Below are 19,593 nucleotides of genomic sequence, written 5' to 3' on the forward strand. Positions count from 1 at the left end.
GCACCTTCATAAGCGCAGGCGGATAACCCCTATCCGCCCTGGCGGGATTCGCATCGCCGACACAACTGATAAGTTCGAACCACCCTAGCGCAAAGGCGTTTGCGCCACCGAGAACACCCATGACTGCACGACCGATCCAGTTCTATTTCCGCGGCGCAGTGCAAACGATCAGCGGCCAGCCCGCCACCCGCAGCGTGCTGCAATGGCTGCGCGAAGATGCTTGCGCCACCGGCACCAAGGAAGGCTGCGCCGAAGGCGACTGCGGCGCCTGCACCGTGGTCGTCGGCGAACGCGATGACACCGCGCCCGGCGGCCTGCGCCTTGCCGCGGTGAACGCCTGCATCCAGTTCCTGCCCACGCTCGACGGCAAGGCACTGTTCACAGTGGAAGACCTTGCCAAGGGAAACGAACTGCATCCGGTCCAGCAAGCAATGGTCGATTGCCACGGTTCGCAGTGCGGCTTCTGCACCCCCGGATTCGTGATGAGCCTGTGGGCCGACTACGAAACCCGCCCCGCCGCGCCGACTCGCGATCAAACGCTCAGCCTGCTCTCGGGCAACCTGTGCCGCTGCACCGGCTACCGCCCGATCATCGATGCCGCCACCGCCGCCCGCGCGCAGCCGCGCATCGAGCTCGATCGCGCCCCGGTGCGTGCCGCGCTCGATCAACTCGCCGCGCTGCCCGCGCTCGACTACCACTGCGGCGACACACATTTCACGGCGCCGCGCACGGTGGCCGAACTCGCCCAGACCTACGCCGCCCGCCCGCAAGCACGCCTGCTCGCCGGCTCCACCGACATCGGCCTATGGGTCACCAAGCAGATGCGCGCGCTGCCCGATCTGGTCTACCTCGGTGCGGTTGCCGAGCTGCGTACCGTCACCCGTGAAGCACAGCATCTGCTGATCGGCGCCGGCGTCACGCTCACCGAGGCTTTCGCCGCGCTCACCGATGCACAGCCGGCTTGGCAAGAACTCGCCGAACGCTTTGCATCGATGCCGATCCGCAACGCCGGCACGCTGGGCGGCAACATCGCCAACGGCTCACCGATCGGCGATTCGATGCCCGGCCTGATCGCGCTCGGCGCGTCGGTCGTGCTGCAACACGGCGACACCACGTGCGAGATCGCGCTCGAAGACCTCTACCTGGGCTACCAGAAGTCCGCCCTGCAGCCGGGCGAATTTGTGCGCGCGGTGCGCGTGCCGCTTGGCGCCTCCGCCCCCACCCACTTCCGTACCTGGAAAGTCAGCAAACGCGCGGATCAGGACATCTCCGCCGTCTGCGCTGGCATCGCAGTGTGGGTTGAGGATGGCCTCGTACAGTCCGCCCGCGTCGCCTACGGCGGCATGGCCGCCACGCCAAGCCGCGCGCGCCGCTGCGAAGCCGCGCTGAAGGGCCAGCCCTGGTCGGCCGACACGGTGCGCAGCGCGATGCTGGCGCTCTGCGCCGACTACATGCCGCTGACCGACATGCGCGCCAGCAGCGGCTACCGCAGCACGACCGCGCGCAACCTGCTGTGGCGCTTCTGGCTCGAAACCGGTGGTGCAAGCGTCGTGCCCACCCGCATCGCAGAGGTGCTGGCATGAAGGCCCCGCACACCGTCATCGGCGCATCGCTGCCGCACGAAAGCGCCCGCCTGCATGTCAGCGGCCGCGCGCACTACACCGACGATCTGCCGCTGCCTGCCGGCGCGCTGCATGCCGCCTTCGGCAGTGCGCCGCTGGCCCACGGCCGCATCACCGCGATGGACCTGGCCGCCGTGCGCGCCGCGCCCGGCGTGCTCAAGGTGCTCACCGCCGCCGATATTCCCGGCGAAAACAATTGCGGCCCGGTACTGCACGACGACCCGATCCTCGCCGATGGTCTGGTGCAGTACTGGGGCCAGCCGGCTTTCCTCGTCGTCGCCACCAGCCATGACGCCGCGCGCCGCGCCGCACGCCTCGCGAAGTTCGAGTTCGAAACCCTGCCCGCATTGCTCACCGCCGAAGCCGCGATGGCGGCCGAATCCTGGGTGCTGCCGCCGGTGCAGGTGAATCGCGGCGATGCCGTCAGCGCGCTGGCATCAGCCCGCCACCGGCTGCAGGGCGCGGTAGACCTGGGTGGGCAGGAGCACTTCTACCTCGAAGGCCAGATCGCGATCGCCACGCTGCGCGACGACGACACGATCCACCTGAACGTCTCCACCCAGCACCCGACCGAGATGCAGCACATGGTCGCCCATGCGCTGGGCTGGCGTGCGCACCAGGTCAGTGTGGAATGCCGGCGCATGGGCGGCGGCTTCGGCGGCAAGGAATCGCAGTCCTCGCAGATCAGTTGCGCCGCCGCGCTCGCGGCCTGGCACACCAAGCGGCCGGTGAAACTGCGCCTCGATCGCGACGACGACATGACGATCACCGGCAAGCGCCACGACTTCCACATCGAGTGGGACGTCGGCTTCGATGCCGAAGGCCAGATCCTTGGCCTTGCGCTCACGCTCGCCTCGCGCTGCGGCTTCTCGGCGGACCTCTCCGGCCCGATCAACGACCGCACGATCTTCCACGCCGACAACTGCTACTACCTCGACGCGGTCGCGATCCGCAGCCTGCGCTGCAAGACGAACACCGTATCGAACACCGCCTTCCGCGGCTTCGGTGGCCCGCAGGGCATGTTCGCGATCGAAACCATTATCGACGACATCGCGCGCCACCTCGGCCGCGATCCGCTCGACGTTCGTCGCATCAACTTCTACGGCGACAGCGCCGGCGAGCAGCGCAACCTCACCCACTACGGCATGAAGGTGGAGGACAACATCGCCCCCGCGCTGGTCGAGCAACTGGCGCGCGACTGCGACTACGCCGCACGGCGCCTGGCGATTGCGCGCTTCAACGCGGGCAGCCCGGTGATCAAGCGCGGGCTGGCGCTCACGCCGGTGAAGTTCGGCATCTCCTTCACCGCGACGATGTACAACCAGGCCGGCGCGCAGGTGGCGGTGTATTCGGACGGCACCGTGCTGCTCACCCACGGCGGCACCGAGATGGGCCAGGGCCTCTACACCAAGATTCGCCAGATCGTCGCGCATGAGTTCGGATTGCCGGTTGAGGATGTGCGCCTCTCGCCCACCGATACCAGCCGGGTGCCGAACACCTCGGCCACCGCCGCATCCAGCGGTACCGATCTGAACGGCAAGGCCGCGCAGGCGGCGGCGCAGGCGATCCGTGCGCGGCTGGCGGCCTTCATCGCGGCACGCAACGCGGTCGCCGCGACCGAGGTGGTGTTCGCCGGCGGGCGGGTCGTCGCCGGCACCGAAGACATCGCCTTCGCCGCGCTTGCCGCGCAGGCCTACCGCGCCCGCATCCAGTTGTGGGACGCCGGCTTCTACAGCACGCCCAAGATCCACTACGACCCGCAGACGATGATGGGTCGGCCCTTCTACTACTTTGCCTACGGTGCCGCCTGCGCCGAAGTGGCGCTCGACACGCTGACCGGCGAGAGCCGCGTGCTGCGCGCCGACATCCTGCACGACGTGGGCCGCAGCCTGAATCCCGCGATCGACATCGGCCAGATCGAAGGCGGCTTCATCCAGGGCATGGGCTGGCTCACCAGCGAAGAGCTGTGGTGGAAGCCCGATGGCCGGCTGATGACGCATGCGCCTTCCACCTACAAGATCCCTGCCGTGTCCGACTGCCCGCCGGTGTTCAACGTGAAGCTGTTCGAAGGTGAAAACGTGGAAGACGCGATCCACAAGTCCAAGGCGGTTGGCGAGCCGCCGCTCATGTTGGGCCTGTCGGTGTTCTTCGCGCTGCGCGATGCCTGCGCCGCAGCCACCGGTGGCCCGGTTGCACTGTCAGCCCCCGCCACGCCGGAAGCATTGCTGCGTGCGATCGGAGGCCTTGAAACACCGGCGGAGGCGGCATGAAGAATTGGCTCAACCAGATCCCGCCGCTGCTCGGCGCAGACGGGCCACTGGTACTCGTCACCGTTGCGCAGGCGCAGGGCTCCACGCCCCGCGAGGCGGGCGCGGCAATGGTGGTCAGCGCCACGCAAACGGCAGACACCATCGGCGGCGGCCACCTCGAATGGGAAGCCACCGCCATCGCGCGCGCCCTGCTGCGTGATGGCACCCGCCTGAGCACGGTGCGCTTCTCGCTCGGCGCCAGCCTTGGCCAGTGCTGTGGCGGTGCGGTGTGGCTGCTGTTCGAGCGGATCGAGCCCGACAGCGCACTGATGTGGCGCCACCGCGCAGCCGCCGTTGCGCGCGGCGATCATTTGGCGCGCAGCGTGGCCAGCGGCGACGCGCAATCAGCCTGGCAAGTGCTGCCCGGCGGGCATGCCCACACCGGCTTCGTGCGCGAGGCGGACGGCCGCTGGCAGTTCGAGCAGCAGATCGGCGAACCGCCCTTTCCGATCTGCATCTTCGGTGCGGGCCATGTCGGCGAAGCGCTGGTTCGGGTGCTCGCCCCGCTCGGCGCGCAGATCGACTGGGTCGACACACGCGACGATGTGTTCCCCGCCGAGTTGCCGGCCAAGGTCCGCACGCTCACCACCGATGCGCCGGAGCAAGCGGTGGCCGACGCCCCGCCCGGCACCTGCTTCATCGTGCTGACGCACAGCCATGCGCTGGACTTCGATCTGTGCCTCGCGATCTACCGCCGCAAGGACTTGGCATACTTCGGCCTGATCGGTTCAGCCACCAAGCGCGCGCGCTTCGAGCATCGCTTCTTCGAGCGCGGCATCGGCACCGAGCGCTTTGAAGAACTCACCTGCCCGATCGGCATCGCGGGCATCCAGAGCAAGCTGCCGCAATCCATCGCCATCGGCGTGGCGGCCCAACTGCTGCAACAGCGCGAGACCCGGCTGCTGCTGCAACGCGCCTCGCAACACGCGGCATCGGCTTTGGCCGACGCCCACTGCAATTCCAACGGAACCCAGCGATGAACCCAGAGCCCCCGATTCCGCTCCACGGCGAGCCGCGCCTGCAGTTGCTGCACATCTCCAAACGCTACCCCTCGGTGCTGGCGAACGACGATGTGAGCCTGGTCGTGCGGCCCGGCGAGATCCACGCCGTGCTGGGCGAGAACGGCGCCGGCAAGAGCACCTTGATGAAGGTGATCTACGGCGCGGTGAAAGCCGACATGGGCGAGATCATGTGGAACGGCCGTCAGGTCGATATCCCCGATCCGGCCGCCGCGCGCGCGCTGGGCATCGGCATGGTGTTCCAGCACTTCTCGCTGTTCGAAACGCTGACGGTGGTGGAGAACATCGCGTTGTCGCTGGGCGGGGAATTCGATCTCGCGAGCCTCGCGATCAAGGTGAGCGAGGTGTCGAAGCGCTACGGCCTGCCGCTCGATCCGCTGCGCCATGTGTACAGCCTCTCTGTGGGCGAACGGCAGCGGGTGGAGATCGTGCGCTGCCTGCTTCAGAACCCGCAGTTGCTGATTCTCGACGAGCCGACTTCGGTGCTCACGCCGCAAGCGGTGCGCAAGCTGTTCGAGACGCTGCGCCAGCTTGCCAGCGAGGGCGTCAGCATCCTCTACATCAGTCACAAGCTCGACGAGATCCGCGAGCTGTGCGAACGCGCCACCGTGATGCGCGGCGGCCGCGTCACCGGTGAAGCCAACCCGCGGCAGGAGAGTTCGGCCAGCCTCGCCCGCATGATGATTGGCCGCGAACTGCCGCACTGCGAAGCCCCGGTCTTCGAGGGCGAACGCAAGCCGCTGCTGGAGATCCGCGCCCTGTCGCGCGAGCCGGACGACGCCTTCGGCACCCGCCTTTCCGACATCGCACTCACCGTTCACAGCGGCGAGGTGGTTGGCATCGCTGGCATCTCGGGCAACGGGCAGGCCGAACTGCTCGCTGCGCTGTCGGGCGAAACGCCGGTCGCGCGCGAAATGGTGCAGTTGTGCGGCGAGGCCGTGGGCCATCGCGATGCCGGCGCGCGGCGCGATCGCGGGCTCTCGTTCGTGCCGGAAGAACGCCTTGGCCGCGGCGCGGTGCCCGCGATGTCGCTCGCCGACAATGCCTTGCTGACCGCGCACCGCCAGGACCTGGTGCGCCACGGACTGCGCCGCTTCGCTGCGGCGCGCGACTTCGCCCAGCGCTGCATCGAACGCTTCGACGTGCGCTGCGGGGGCGCGGCGGCGCAGGCGCGCAGCCTCTCGGGTGGCAACCTGCAGAAGTTCATCGTCGGGCGCGAGATCATGCAAACGCCCAAGGTGATGATCGTCGCCCAGCCGACCTGGGGCGTCGATGTCGGCGCGTCGGCCTTCCTGCGCCAGACCCTGATCGATCTCTCGCGCAGCGGGGTTGGGGTGCTGGTGATCTCGGAAGAGCTCGAAGAACTGTTCGAAATCTGCGACCGCATCGCGGTGCTGGCGGGCGGGCGCCTTTCGCCCGCAGTGCCGCGCGAGCAGACCAATGCCGAAGCGATCGGGCTTGCGATGTCCGGCCTTTTCGCCCAACCCACGCCGGAGAGCACCCATGCTGCTTGAACCCCGCGCCACGCCCTCGCGCGGCATGCGGCTTGCCGCGCCGCTGCTTGCGATCCTGCTCACCCTCGGGGTCGGCGCCCTGCTCTTCATCGCGCTCGGCAAGGATCCGCAGGAAGCCTTCCATGTGCTCTTCATCGGGCCGCTGGCCGACGCCAACGGCTGGAGCGAACTGCTGCTCAAGGCCGCCCCGCTGATCCTGATCGCGCAGGGGCTGGCGATCGGCTTCCGCGCGCGCATCTTCAACATCGGCGCCGAGGGCCAGTTGATCATGGGCGCCGTCTTCGGCGGCGGCGTCGCGATCGCCTTCCAGGATTCGCAAAGCGCCTGGCTGCTGCCGACGATGGTGCTGGCGGGCGCGATCGGCGGCGCGCTGTGGGGTGCGATTCCGGCGCTGCTGAAAACGCGCTTCAACGCCGAAGAAACGCTCACCACGCTGATGCTTGCCTACGTCGCGAACCTGATCCTTTCGTGGCTGGTGAGCGACCCGTGGCGCGATCCGGGCGGAATGAATTTTCCGCAGTCGGTGATGTTCGGCGATGCCGCCTTGTTCTCGATGCTGTTCGAAGGCCTGCGGCTGAACACCTCGGTCTTCATCACCATCGCCGCGGTGCTGCTGTTCTGGATCTTCGTATCGAAGAGCTTCCTTGCCTACCAGGTCACGGTGGGCGGGCTCGCGCCCCAGGCAGCGCGTTACGCGGGCTTTCCGGCCAGCCGCACGGTGTGGCTCAGTCTGGTGCTCTCCGGCCTCACGGCAGGGCTGGCCGGGGTGGGCGAAGTCGCCGGCCCGGTCGGGCAACTGAACCTGAACATCTCACCGGGTTACGGCTACGCGGCCATCATCGTCGCCTGGATCGGCCGCCTGCACCCGGTCGGCATCGTCTTCTCGGGCCTGCTGATGGCACTGATCTACCTTGGCGGCGAAGCGGCGCAGATGGCGCTGCAGACGCCCGCGGCGATCACCGGCATCTTCCAGGGCATGTTGTTGTTCTTCCTGCTCGCCTGCGACGTGTTCATCGAATTCCGCCTGCGCAAACCGCTCGAGAAGCGCCGCGCCGCGGCCCTCGCCAGAAAGGCTCTGCCATGATCGAAGTACTGATCCCGATTCTCGCCGGCACGTTGGCAGCCGCCACGCCGCTGATCTACGCCGGCCTCGGCGAACTGGTCGCCGAGCGCAGCGGCGTCATCAACCTTGGCGTCGAAGGCATGATGCTGATCGGTGCCGTCGCGGGGTTCGCGGCGGCGGTGGAAACCGGTGGCGGCGCAGGCGTCGGCTTCCTTGCCGGCGCGGCGGCCGGCACGCTTGCCGCGCTGTGCTTTGCGGTGATCACGCTCTCTCTGGCGGCGAACCAGTCGGCCGCCGGGCTCGCGCTGACGATCTTCGGCATCGGGCTGTCAGCCTTCATCGGCCAGCACTACGTCAGCCACAGCCTGCCCGGCCTGAAGCCGGTGGCGCTGCCGCTGCTCTCGTCGATTCCGCTGATCGGCCCGGTCTTCTTCAAGCAGGACATGGGCGTGTACCTCTCTTTCGTGTTCTTCGGCATCGTCTGGTGGGTGCTGGCGAAGACCAAGCTGGGGCTGATGCTGCGCGCGGTCGGCGAGTCGCCCGAGTCGGCGCATGCGCTGGGCTTTCCGGTGTTCGCAATCCGCTACGGCGCAGTGCTGTTCGGCGGCGCAATGGCAGGCATCGCCGGCGCCTACCTCTCCACCGTCTACACCCCGCTGTGGGTGCAGAACATGAGCGCCGGCCGCGGCTGGATCGCGGTGGCGCTGGTGGTGTTCGCGACGTGGAAACCCGGCCGCCTGCTGCTTGGCGCGTGGCTCTTCGGCGGCGTCACGATCCTGCAGTTCCATGCGCAGGCGCTTGGCGTGCGGCTACCCTCGCAACTGCTTTCCGCCCTGCCCTACATCGCCACCATCGTGGTGCTGGTGCTGATCTCGCGCGACCGCAAGCTGCTGCAACTGAACCTGCCGGCCTCGCTCGGCAAGAGCTTTGTGCCGGGGCGTTGATTCCCCAACCAATCCGGCGACGCCATGTGAAGCGTCGCCGCGCAGGACTTGAACGATGACCACCCTTTTGCTGCAGCACGCCGATGTGCTGCTGACGATGGATGCTGCGCGCCGCGAGATCGCGGACGGTGCGGTGCTGATTCGCGATGGCGTGATCGAAACCGTCGGCACGACTGATGAACTCGCCGCGCTGTGCGCGCACGCCGGTGTGGCGCCGGACGAAACAATCGACCTGCGCGGCCATGTGCTGATGCCCGGCTTGGTGAACACCCATCACCACATGTACCAGAGCCTGACCCGCGCGATGCCCGCGGCGCAGGACGCGGAACTGTTCGACTGGCTGCGCGCGCTCTACCCGGTGTGGGCCGGGCTGACGCCGGAGATGATCCATGTCTCGACGCAGACGGCGATGGCGGAGCTGATCCTCTCCGGCTGCACGACCTCGTCCGACCACCTCTACATCTATCCGAGCGGCAGCCGGCTCGACGATTCGATCGCCGCCGCGCAGGAGATCGGCATGCGCTTCACCGCGTGCCGAGGCAGCATGAGCGTGGGCCAGTCGAAGGGCGGTTTGCCGCCAGACGAAGTGGTGGAGCGCGAGGACGCGATCCTCGCCGATACGCGGCGCCTGATCGAAACCTGGCACAACCCGCGGCGGCATTCGATGTTGCATGTGGCGGTGGCGCCCTGCTCGCCCTTCTCGGTGTCGCGCGAGCTGATGCGCGAATCGGCCGAGCTGGCGCGCCACTACGGCGTGCGCCTGCACACCCACCTGGCCGAGAACGACAAGGACATCTCGTACAGCCGCGAAGTCTTCGGTATGACGCCGGCCGAGTACGCCGAATCGCTCGGCTGGACCGGCGAGGATGTGTGGCATGCGCACTGCGTGAAGCTGGATGCGCCGGGCATTGCGCTTTTCGCGCGCAGCGGCACCGGTGTGGCGCACTGCCCTTGCTCGAACATGCGGCTGGCCTCTGGCATTGCGCCGATTCCGCAGATGCGGGCGGCGGGCGTACCGGTGGGCCTGGGCGTGGATGGTTCGGCATCGAACGACGGCGCGCACATGCTGGGCGAAGCGCGGCAGGCGATGCTGCTGGCGCGCGTGGGCCATGGCCCCGCTGCACTCAGCGCACGCCAGGCGCTGGAACTGGCAACGCTGGGCGGCGCACGCGTGCTGGGGCGCGACGACATCGGCGCGATCGCACCGGGCATGAGCGCCGACTGCGTCGCGTTCTCCACAGGCGGCGTCAGCCTTGCGGGCGGCGCGGTGCACGATCCGGTCGCCGCCCTGCTATTCTGCACGCCGCCGCAGGTGAGCCTGTCGGTGATCAACGGCCGCGTGGTGGTGCGGGAAGGGCAACTGACGACGATCGACCTGCCGCGCGTGCTGGAGCGCCATAAGCGCTTCGCGATTGCACTTGCGAGGGGCCACGCATGAAACAGCAGATCCACCTTGTCCGCGGCGCGGTGCTCCACTTCCTGCGCGACCCGGGGCCGGCCGACGATGCGTCGGCCTGCGAGTTCTTCGAGGACGGCGCACTGCTGATCGCAGGCGGCCATGTCCGCGCGGTGGGTGATTGGGAAGCTATTGCAGCAACGCTGGACCCCGCAGCGCGCGCGCATGCGCAGATGCACGACTACCGCGGCCACCTGATCCTGCCGGGCCTCGTCGACACGCATATCCACTACCCGCAGGTCGGTGTGCTGGGCTCCTTCGGGCGGCAGCTGATCGACTGGCTCACCGAATTCACCTTCCCCGCCGAATCCGCCTTTTCCGACCCGGCGGTGGCGCGCCAATGTGCCGAATTCGTGGTGCGGCGGCTGCTGGCGCATGGCACCACCACCGCATCGGTATTCGCCACCGTCCATCCGCATTCGGTGGATGCTTTCTTCGAAGCGGCACAGCACTACAAACTGCGAATGCTGTGCGGCAAAGTGATGATGGATCGCAACTGCCCGGACACCCTGCGCGACACCGCCGCCAGTGCGGAGCGCGACTGCCGCACGCTGATCGAGCGCTGGCATAACCACGGCCGCTTGCGCTACACGCTGACCCCGCGCTTCGCGCCCACCTCGACGCCGCAGCAATTGGACGTGGCCGGTGCGCTGTACGCCGCATGGCCGGATCTGCATGTGCAATCGCACCTGGCGGAAAACAAGCGCGAGATCGAGTGGGTGCGCGAGTTGTTCCCTGATCGCCGCAGCTACCTCGATGTGTATGCGCACCACGGCCTGATCGGCCCGCGCACGATCTACGGCCACTGCGTGCATCTGGACGAAGCCGAACGCAAGTGGATGGCCGACAGCGGCACCGCGGCCGCCTTCTGCCCCACCTCAAACCTGTTCCTCGGCAGCGGCATGTTCGACTACGGTGCCGCACGCGATGCGGGCATGGCGGTGGGGCTGGCGACCGATGTGGGCGGCGGCACCTCCTTCTCGCTGATCCGCACGCTGGGCGAGGCCTACAAGGTGTCGCAGTTCTGCGCGCAGCCGCTGGCGCCGCTTTCGGCCTGGTATCTGGCCACGCTTGGGGGCGCCAGGGCCTTGGGGCTCGACCGCTTCATCGGCAACTTTGAAGCCGGCAAGGAGGCGGACTTCGTTGTGCTGGACCTGTATGCCACCGAGGAAATGGCATGGCGGATCTCGCTTGCCTCAACGCTGCCGGAGCGCCTGTTCGCACTGCAGACCCTGGGTGACGAGCGCTGCGTGGTGGCGACCCATTCGATGGGCCGCCCGGTGTATCGGCGCGATTGAACGAAGTGGCGCCCGATACGGCGCCCGGTTTCGTCAGAGTGCTGCGCCCGCGCCGCGATGCGCCCAGCCGGTGAGCCGGCGTTCCAGCGCGGCAAACAGCTCGTACATCACCACGCCCATCGCACCGATCACGATCAGCCCGGCAAACACCAGCGGCATATTCATCGACGAACTGGCCGACATCATCAGGTAGCCGATGCCAAGGTTCGAGGCGACGGTTTCGGAGATGACCGAGCCGACAAAGGCGAGCGTGATCGCCACCTTCAGCGAGGCGAAGAAGTACGGCATTGCGCGCGGCAGCCCGACCTTGCGCAAGATGTCCAGTCGCGAGGCGCCGAGCGAGCGCAGCACGTCTTCGAGTTCCGGCTCCAGTGTCGCCAGCCCGGTCGCCACGTTCACCACCACCGGGAAGAACGAGATCAGGAAGGCGGTGAGGATCGCCGGCACCGTGCCGATGCCGAACCACACCACCAGCACCGGCACGAAGGCGACCTTGGGGATGCTGTTGAAGCCGACCAGCATCGGGTAGAGCGCCTTGTAGACCAGCGGTGAGGAACCCACCACCGCGCCGATCACCAGCCCCACCGCCACCGCCAACGCGAAGCCGACCAGGGTGGTGAAGAAGGTTTGCGTGGCGTGCTCGAAGATTGGACCCGCGGTGGCAATGCCGGCCTTGAACACCGCGCTGGGCGCCGGCATCAGGAACTCGGGCACCGCAAAGCTCACGCAGATGCCTTCCCACATGATCACGAGGAACAGGGTGACCGCCCAGGGGGCAAGCCGCATCAGGGTTTTCTGGCGAATGGCCATCGCGCTGCCTCAGTGTTTTCGGACGTGGCCAATGTGCTCGCGCAAGGCGTGCACATGGCGGGCGAATTGATCGGTGTAGGTCAGGTCCAGATCGCGCGGGCGTGGCAGGTCGATCTCGCGCCGTTCGAGGATGCGGCCGGGGCGCGCGCTCATCACGTACACCGTGTCGGCAAGGAACACCGCTTCGCGCAGATCGTGGGTGACCAGGATCACCGTGAAGGGCTGCGCCTGCCAGAGGTCGCGCAACATGCACCACAGCTCTTCGCGGGTGAAGGCGTCGAGCGCGCCGAAGGGTTCGTCGAGCATCAGCAGTCGCGGCTTGTGGATCAGCGCGCGACAGATCGACGCACGCTGCTGCATGCCACCGGAAAGCTCCCACGGGAATTTGTCTTCGCAGCCCGCGAGGCCCACCGCCGCCAGCTGCGCGCGCGCACGTTGCTCGAATTCGGCGCGCTTGCTGCGTAGTTCGCTGCGATACGGCTCTACGATTTCCATCGGCAGCATCACGTTCTGCAAGGTGGTGCGCCAGGGCAGCAGGTTCGCTGCCTGGAAGGCCATGCCCACCAGGTTGAGCGGCCCGCCGACCTGACGGCCATTCACATAGACGTAGCCGTCGTTGGGCAGGCGCAAGCCGGAGACGAGCTTCATCAGCGTCGACTTGCCACACCCCGAAGGGCCGACGACGGCGACGAACTCACCTTCACGCACGTCGAGGCTCACATCCTCGATCGCGCGGGGGCCATCCTCCGTGTAAGCGAGGCTGACGTTTTCGAAGCGTACGAAGCTCATCCGTGCCTCACTTGATCATCCGCTCGGCCTTGGCCGGCAGGAAGGCTGGGTTGAAGAGTTCGGCGCCACTCGGCACCTTGGGCAGCGCGTAGGCTTCGGCGGTTTCGGCAATCGAACGCTGCAGGCGCTCGGGCGTGACACCGCCAAGCCCGTTGGCCTTGACCTCGGGCGTAACGACGTTGGTTGCAAGCGCGAGCTTGAGGCGGCGGGTTTCGAGTGCGGCGTCTACCAGCGCATCGCGTTCCTTCACCGTCATCGCGGCCGCATCGGGCGCAGCGATGGTCTCTTTGAGCGCCTTGTTGAACGCACGCAGGAAGCCGGCCACCGCCTTGGGCTGCTCGGCGGCGAACTTTGGCGAAACAATGATGGCGTTGCCGTAGAGCTCAACGCCGTTGTCGGCAAAGTGCATGACAGCGATGTCCTGCGTCTTCACGCCGCGCGCTTCGAGGTTGAGCAGGCTGGTGAAGTAAAAGCCGGTGATCGCATCCACATCGCCGCGCGCCAGCAGGGTTTCGCGCAGCGCGGGTTCAACCGACTGCCACTTCACGGCGTTGGGATCGAGCTTGTTGCTCTTCGCAAACGCGGGCCATGCCTTGCGGCCGGCATCGAACACCGGCGCCGCGAGCGTCTTGCCGAGCAGATCGGCGGGTTTGTTGATGCCGGATTTCTTCAGCGAAAAGACGGCGGCCGGCGTGGTGTTGTAGACCATGTACACCGCCTGAATCTTCGAGCCCGGCTGCTTGGCGTCGTATTCCACCAAGGCATTGAAGTCCGCGAAGCCCATTTCATAGGCGCCAGTGGCAACACGCGTCACGGCACCGGCCGAACCGTTGCCGGCGTCGATGGTGACGTCCAGCCCCTCGGCAGCAAAGTAGCCTTTCGACTTGGCGAGCAGGAAGGGGGCGGCGGGGCCTTCAAAGCGCCAGTCGAGCGTGAACTTGAGCTTGAGCGCATCGTCGGCCAGGGCGCTTGCGCCAGCGAGCAGCAAGGAAGCGGCACCGAAAAGCTGGATGACTGTGCGACGAGTGAAGCGGGAAGGCATCTGGATCTCCTGATTGGGCAACATGGGCCGTTGCACCATCTCAGCAATCCGTGTGCCACGCGGAAATTCAACCGATTGCAGTCCGAGGGCATTTTCCACCGCTGCCGATTCGCCACTCTGGTGCAATTTGATCCGATATGCGTTTTTATTTGGTGCAGACCGAGTCTTTCCGCATCAATTCGGCGCATCGAATGGCAACCAATAAGGATTGAGCGAATCCCAATATAACGCCAGCAAATACCGCACCGCATCAATGTCAATCCGGACGGCGCTTTCAGAGATTTGTTGCAAAAATACGTCGGCCACTCATAACCCGCGAACACCTTGGCAGGCGGCAATCACTCGCTTATTACGGTTTCAATATCCCGCTTATAAACCCTGCACTCAAAAGCGCTGATAGCATCGAATCGACTCGAATAGCGGCCCGGGCCAGATCCGAGGCAGCAGAGCAGTGTTCCGATTCCGTTTTCAGCCAGCCCGAACAAACAGGGAGATTCAAATGCAAGCCAAACTTTCGATCTGCGCCGCTGCCGTTCTGTGCGCCCTTGCTGCCACGCCGGCAGTTGCCGCCGAATGGAGCGACACCTCCGCAAGCTGGCGTTACGGCACGCAGTTCGCCGAGCCCGGCATCGACGAAGACATCAAGAAAAACATCTTCGCGCTCACCCACGTCAGCGGCTTCAAGTACGGCAGCAACTTCTTCAACGTGGACTTCCTGATGTCTGGCGACAATGATCCGGCGGCCGGCGGCGGTGGCGGCGCGCAAGAGGTGTATGCGGTGTACGTGAACCAGATGCATCTGGGCAAGATCACCGGCAACAGCTTCGCATTCGGCCCGGTTCGCGATGTGGCAATCAGTACCGGCTTCGACCTCAGCGCCAAGAACACGGATTTCGCCGCGCGCGTGCGCAAGTTCACCTTCGGGCCGACGCTGAAATTCGGCGTCTTCGATGGCTGGGCCGACCTGAACCTGCTGTACTACAAGGAAACCAACCACAACGGCATCGTTGGCAAGGATGTGGACTTCGACCCGACCTGGCGCGTTTCCGGCGCCTGGGGCATCCCCTTCGCCGCCGGCTCGCTGCCGCTCTCAGTCAATGGCTTCTTCAGCTACACCGGCGCCAAGGGCAAGGACGGCTTCGGCAACGAAACCAAGGCTGAAACCCTGATCGACATCTTCCTGATGGCCGACCTGGGCGCGCTGGCCGACAAGAAGGGCACCTTCCTCGCCGGCGTCGGCTACGAGTACTGGCAGAACAAGTTCGGTAACGATCACGAAAAGCTGGTTGGCTCGACCGCCAACACGCCGATGATCAAGGCCGAATTCCACTTCTGATCGCTCGGCGACAACTGCAAGACAAAATGGCCCGCGAAGTTCGCGGGCCATTTCCTTTTGTGCCGGACTATTGATTCAGCACGTTGCTTTGCGCATCGGCGAAGCGTCGCCGCCGGCGCGATACGCGAATGTGATGCCTTTGCCGTTCAGTGCGCGGCGAGGTAGGCGCGCCAGCCGCCAAAGTGGCTGATGTCCTCCGCGCCTTCGGCGGCGGCCGCCTCGCAAACGAAGCCCTGCACGCTGCTGCCGTCTCCGAGCCGCACGGTTCCAATGCCGAGCGGCGCCGGAATGCCGGCGACGAAACTGCCGTAGGCGGTGGCCGGCATTTCCCAGATTTCCATCTGCACCGCGCAGCCGCCGCTGGCGACACGGATCATGCCGGGGCGGTACGGTGGGCCGCCGGGCAAAGCGACGAAACGATATTCCGGCGCCGACATCACCTCAGCCACCAGACGCGCGCCGCGGCTGGTGAGTTGCCCGTTGAGCGGCAAGCCACGGAGGTGGGCGCCGCACACCGCAACGCGAACCTGGCCACCCGCCAGCCTTGGGTGGGCCGACACGGCAGGCAGGGCGAGCCCGCTTGCGCCAAGCGGCGAACCGAGCGCGCGCTGCATCCGTGCCGCCAGCCGCAGCAAGGGGCCGTCCTGATGCGCAGGGGCAAACACGGTCACGCCGAAGGGGAGGCCATCGGACTGAAAGCCGGCCGGCACCGCGGTCGCCGCGTAGTCGAGCAGGTTCATGAAGTTGGTGTAGGTGCCCAGGTTCGCGTTGAGGCGAATCGGGTCCGCCAGCATCTGCGCGATCGTGTAGATCGTGCCGGCCGACGGCGTGATGATCGTATCCACCGCTTGCCACACCGCGTCGCACTGCCGCTTGGCAGCCTTCAGGCGATAGCCGTAGGTGTAGGCATCGGCGGCCGACCACTGCCGCGCACCGCCGATGATTTCGCGGATCACCGGCAGCGGCGCTTCGGGACTGGCGTCGAAGAACGCGCGGATCGCCGCATAGCGCTCCGCCACCCAGGGGCCTTCGTAGAGCATCTTCGCGGTATCGAGAAAGGGCTGCAGGTCGATCTCGACCAACTCGCCGCCGAGCGATTCAAGCCGCGCCAGTGCTTCGCCGAACAGGCGCTCGGCCTCGGTGTTGCCGAAGAAGGCCAGTTGCGAAGCCTTCGGCACGCCGACACGGAGGGCATTCGCGCTGCCGAAATCAAAACCGTGCCCTTCCTGCTTGCGGGCAAAACAGTCATCGGCATCGAAAGCGGCCGCGGCACAGGTGACCGCTTCGGCATCCTCGGCAGTGAGCGCAAAAATCGACACCGTATCGAGTGAGCGGCAGGCTGGCACGACGCCGCAGGTCGACAGCCAGCCAAGCGTCGGCTTGTGGCCGACCAGATTGTTGAAGGCCGCCGGCACGCGGCCCGAACCCGCAGTATCGGTGCCGAGCGCGAAGCTGACGTAGCCCTTGGCCACCGCCACCGCCGAACCGGAACTCGATCCGCCGGAGATGTATTCCGGGTTGAAGGCGTTGCGGCACGCGCCCCAAGGTGAGCGGGTGCCGTTGAGCCCGGTGGCGAACTGGTCGAGGTTGGTCTTGCCGATCGGGATCGCGCCCGCGTCGATCAGGCGCTGCACCACGAACGCGTTGGCATCCGGCTGGTATGCGAACTCGCGGCAGGCAGCAGTGGTCGGCACGCCGGCAAGGTCGATGTTGTCCTTGATCGCGAAGGGGATGCCGTAGAGCGGCAGGCTCGCCGGATCGCGCCCGGCCAACGTGCTTGCGTAGCCGCGGATCACGTCGTCAGGCAGTCGCGTAATCCATACGCAGTTGGGGTCTTCGACGGTGCGGCGCAGGATCACTTCCACCACATCGAGCGGCGTCAAGCCGCCTGCCAGATACGCGGCACGCAGGCTGGCGATGTCGAGACTCAGCGCGTCTGAAGACAATCCGGCAGGCCTCATTTGCGCGCTTTCACATTGAGCGATTCACGATCCACGATCAGCTCGCCGAGGCTGGCCGTCCAGCCGACGATGCCGCCCTGCGCACGCACCATGTCCAGCGTGGCCTGCTTGAAGTGCGGGAAGTAGCTCGCGGTGGCCTCTTCGATCAGCAGGCAGTTGTAGCCTCGGTCGTTGGCTTCGCGCATGCTCGTCTGCACGCAGACCTCGGTGGTGACGCCGGCAAAAATGAGGCTGCTGATGTTTCGCTTCTGCAGCCAGTCATCAAGGTCGGTGGCGTAAAAAGCGCCCTTGCCCGGCTTGCGCAGCACGCGCTCGCCGGCCAGCGGCGCCAGTTCGGGCACGAAGTCGCTGCCGGACTCGCCGTCGATCAGGATGCGGCCCATCGGCCCCGGATCACCAATCCGCTTGCCGGGCGCGCCGCGTTGCAGCTTGGCCGGCGGGCAATCGGACAGATCCGGCGCGTGGGCTTCCTTGGTATGCACGACGCTCATCCGCACGCTGCGCGCCCAGTCGAGCAACTGCCGCGCAGGTGAAATACACCCGGCCAGTTGCGATACGTCGTTGCCGAGCGCCTCGCCGAATCCGCCCGGCAGCAGGAAGTCGCGCTGCATGTCGATCATCACCAGCGCGGTGCGCGTGGTCTCGAAGCTGAACGGCGCCGGTTGTGCGTTGATACCCAGTTCCATACGCCCTCCTAAGGATGGCCTGAATAAGTGGCTGCGACGGCGCATCGCCGCGTTGCGGCGTGCTCGCTCCCGCGCCTATCCCTCTGATATGTCTTGGTCGCTGCGCGCGCCGCGCCTTGCGCTGCATCCCTCTCGCTCACTAATTCAGACCTTCCCTACGCGTGCGTTTCGCCAGCCATGTAGCGCCCGAGTGTGGCCACGTCGGCACCTGCGCGCGGGCACGCGTAAGCGATCTGCCCGGCGTGCATCACCAGCAGGCGGTCTGAAAGCTCCATCAGTTCATCGAGGTCTTCGCTCACCAGCAGCACCGCGCAGCCGGCATCCCGCGCAGCGCGCAGCCGGGCGTGGATGGCGGCAACGGCGCGGAAGTCGAGCCCGAACACCGGGTTGGCCACAATCAGCACCCGCACCGGGCCTTGTGTGCCTTCGCTCAGTTCGCGCGCCAGCACCGCACGCTGCACATTGCCGCCGGACAGGGACGCTATCGGCGCGCCCGGCCCGGGCGTGCGCACACCGAAGTGCTCGATCATGCTGCGCGCCTGCTCGGCCAGCGCCTTGGGCCGCAACCACGGGCCGCGTGCGAGCGGCGCCTTGTCGAAGCTGCGCAGTGCCATATTGTCCGCCACGCTCATCTCGCCCACGCAGGCGTTGCGCAGGGGCTCCTCCGGCAGGCTGCGCACGCCAAGCGCCTGCATCTCGTGGCGCCGCTGGCGATACGGCTTGCCATCAATGCTGACGGCACCGCCAAGGATGCGGCGCTGGCCCAGCAGCGCTTCGACCAGCTCGCGCTGGCCGTTGCCCGAGACGCCGGCGACGCCGACGATTTCGCCCGCGCGCACGCTGAACGTGGCCTTGTCGACGGCCGGCACACCGCGATCGCCGATCACCGTGAGGGCGCTTACCTGCCACACTTCTGCGCCCGCCGCATGGCCGGATTCGACAGGCGTCGCCAGCTTGGGCTGCGCGTCCTCGGCGCCCATCATCGCCACCGCAAGGCGCTGCGGATCGGTCTCCGACACCTTTGCGCCGGCCACATGCTTGCCACGCCGCAGCACCGTCACCGCATCGGCGAAGCGCATCACCTCACGGAACTTGTGCGTGATCATCAGCACCGTCAGCTTGCCCGCCTGGGTGCGCGTCTGCAGGTAGCCCAGCAGCTCGTCGGCCTCGCCCGGCGTGAGCACGGATGTCGGTTCATCAAGGATGATGAAACGGCGCTTGAGGTAAAGCTGCTTGATGATCTCGACCTTCTGCTTCTCACCCGCCGCCAGCTCGCCGGCCAGCGCATCAAGCCGTACGCGGAAGGGCATCTCGGCGAGCATGGCTTCGAGCGCGGCGCGTTCGCGCTTCCAGTCCAACAACGCGGGCAGCCGCGGCTGGGCGAGCAACAGGTTCTCCGCCACCGAGAGGTTCGGCGCCAGCGTGAAGTGCTGGAACACCATGCCGATGCCCAAGGCCGCCGCTTCGCGCGGGCTGCTGATGTTGCGCTCGCGGCGGTCGACGCTGACGCTGCCGGTGTCGGCCGGCTGGTAGCCGATCAGGCATTTGACCAGGGTGCTCTTGCCCGCGCCGTTCTCGCCCAGCAGCGCATGGAAGCTGCCCGCAGCGACGTGGATCGACACATCGTCAAGCGCGACGAAGTCGCCAAAGCGCTTGGTGAGGTTCAAGACCTCGACCTCCGCCGCCTCGCCATGTGGCGTTTCAAGCCCCGGAACAACGACTGCCGATTCGAACATGGCGCGCG

The 19,593-nt window shown here is 66.7% G+C and carries 15 protein-coding genes; 9 read left to right on the forward strand and 6 right to left on the reverse strand.

Features of this window, described 5'->3' with window-relative positions:
* Nucleotides 1-119 precede the first annotated feature (119 nt).
* The 8 genes from xdhA to guaD are packed head-to-tail and all read left to right on the forward strand — an operon-like array spanning nucleotide 120 to nucleotide 11,225.
* Nucleotides 120-1,583: a xanthine dehydrogenase small subunit gene (gene xdhA, locus OPU71_RS00055; protein ID WP_267723729.1), complete on the forward strand. Its 1,464-nt coding sequence runs from the start codon at nucleotides 120-122 to the stop codon at nucleotides 1,581-1,583.
* Complete coding sequence (gene xdhB / locus OPU71_RS00060; RefSeq protein ID WP_267723731.1) at nucleotides 1,580-3,892, forward strand: xanthine dehydrogenase molybdopterin binding subunit; 2,313 nt, start codon at nucleotides 1,580-1,582, stop codon at nucleotides 3,890-3,892. The genes xdhA and xdhB overlap by 4 nt, the downstream gene beginning before the upstream one ends.
* Nucleotides 3,889-4,911 (forward strand): xanthine dehydrogenase accessory protein XdhC, encoded by a 1,023-nt coding sequence (gene xdhC, locus OPU71_RS00065; protein ID WP_267723732.1) that lies wholly within the window; start codon nucleotides 3,889-3,891, stop codon nucleotides 4,909-4,911. Before xdhB ends, xdhC begins: the two co-directional genes overlap by 4 nt.
* Nucleotides 4,908-6,464 (forward strand): ABC transporter ATP-binding protein, encoded by a 1,557-nt coding sequence (locus OPU71_RS00070; RefSeq protein WP_267723733.1) that lies wholly within the window; start codon nucleotides 4,908-4,910, stop codon nucleotides 6,462-6,464. The genes xdhC and OPU71_RS00070 overlap by 4 nt, the downstream gene beginning before the upstream one ends.
* Complete coding sequence (locus tag OPU71_RS00075) at nucleotides 6,454-7,548, forward strand: ABC transporter permease (protein ID WP_267723734.1); 1,095 nt, start codon at nucleotides 6,454-6,456, stop codon at nucleotides 7,546-7,548. Before OPU71_RS00070 ends, OPU71_RS00075 begins: the two co-directional genes overlap by 11 nt.
* Entirely contained in the window at nucleotides 7,545-8,471 is a 927-nt protein-coding gene (locus OPU71_RS00080; RefSeq protein WP_267723735.1) for an ABC transporter permease, read from the forward strand. The genes OPU71_RS00075 and OPU71_RS00080 overlap by 4 nt, the downstream gene beginning before the upstream one ends.
* A gap of 55 nt (nucleotides 8,472-8,526) precedes the next feature.
* Nucleotides 8,527-9,909, forward strand: a complete 1,383-nt coding sequence (locus tag OPU71_RS00085; protein WP_267723736.1) for an 8-oxoguanine deaminase — start codon at nucleotides 8,527-8,529, stop codon at nucleotides 9,907-9,909.
* Nucleotides 9,906-11,225 carry a guanine deaminase gene (gene guaD / locus OPU71_RS00090; RefSeq protein WP_267723737.1) on the forward strand — a complete coding sequence of 440 codons (1,320 nt, stop codon included), beginning with the start codon at nucleotides 9,906-9,908 and terminating at the stop codon, nucleotides 11,223-11,225. Before OPU71_RS00085 ends, guaD begins: the two co-directional genes overlap by 4 nt.
* 33 nt (nucleotides 11,226-11,258) lie before the next feature.
* Here guaD and OPU71_RS00095 read toward each other — a convergent pair whose 3' ends face one another.
* Genes OPU71_RS00095 through OPU71_RS00105 form a run of 3 tightly spaced genes read right to left on the reverse strand, consistent with a single transcriptional unit; the run spans nucleotide 11,259 to nucleotide 13,866 of the window.
* Nucleotides 11,259-12,035, reverse strand: a complete 777-nt coding sequence (locus tag OPU71_RS00095) for an ABC transporter permease (protein ID WP_267723738.1) — start codon at nucleotides 12,033-12,035, stop codon at nucleotides 11,259-11,261.
* Nucleotides 12,036-12,044: 9 nt separating this feature from the next.
* Complete coding sequence (locus OPU71_RS00100; RefSeq protein WP_267723740.1) at nucleotides 12,045-12,824, reverse strand: ABC transporter ATP-binding protein; 780 nt, start codon at nucleotides 12,822-12,824, stop codon at nucleotides 12,045-12,047.
* A gap of 7 nt (nucleotides 12,825-12,831) precedes the next feature.
* The gene (locus OPU71_RS00105) at nucleotides 12,832-13,866 is read right to left on the reverse strand and encodes an ABC transporter substrate-binding protein (protein WP_267723742.1); all 1,035 of its coding nucleotides are present in this window, start codon (nucleotides 13,864-13,866) and stop codon (nucleotides 12,832-12,834) included.
* 499 nt (nucleotides 13,867-14,365) lie between these two features.
* Here OPU71_RS00105 and OPU71_RS00110 point away from each other — a divergent pair, with 499 nt between their 5' ends.
* Nucleotides 14,366-15,202, forward strand: a complete 837-nt coding sequence (locus OPU71_RS00110) for a hypothetical protein (protein WP_267723744.1) — start codon at nucleotides 14,366-14,368, stop codon at nucleotides 15,200-15,202.
* A gap of 146 nt (nucleotides 15,203-15,348) precedes the next feature.
* Here OPU71_RS00110 and atzF read toward each other — a convergent pair whose 3' ends face one another.
* From atzF to OPU71_RS00125, 3 genes are all read right to left on the reverse strand, one after another.
* Nucleotides 15,349-17,163, reverse strand: a complete 1,815-nt coding sequence (atzF, locus tag OPU71_RS00115; protein ID WP_267723746.1) for an allophanate hydrolase — start codon at nucleotides 17,161-17,163, stop codon at nucleotides 15,349-15,351.
* A complete protein-coding gene (locus tag OPU71_RS00120; protein WP_267723748.1) occupies nucleotides 17,160-17,849 on the reverse strand; it encodes a cysteine hydrolase family protein in 690 nt (229 codons plus the stop codon). Before OPU71_RS00120 ends, atzF begins: the two co-directional genes overlap by 4 nt.
* 155 nt (nucleotides 17,850-18,004) lie before the next feature.
* Nucleotides 18,005-19,585 carry an ABC transporter ATP-binding protein gene (locus OPU71_RS00125; protein ID WP_267723750.1) on the reverse strand — a complete coding sequence of 527 codons (1,581 nt, stop codon included), beginning with the start codon at nucleotides 19,583-19,585 and terminating at the stop codon, nucleotides 18,005-18,007.
* Nucleotides 19,586-19,593: the final 8 nt, after the last annotated feature.

Origin of the sequence: Niveibacterium sp. 24ML (assembly GCF_026586805.1) — a bacterium.
Lineage (GTDB): Bacteria > Pseudomonadota > Gammaproteobacteria > Burkholderiales > Rhodocyclaceae > Niveibacterium.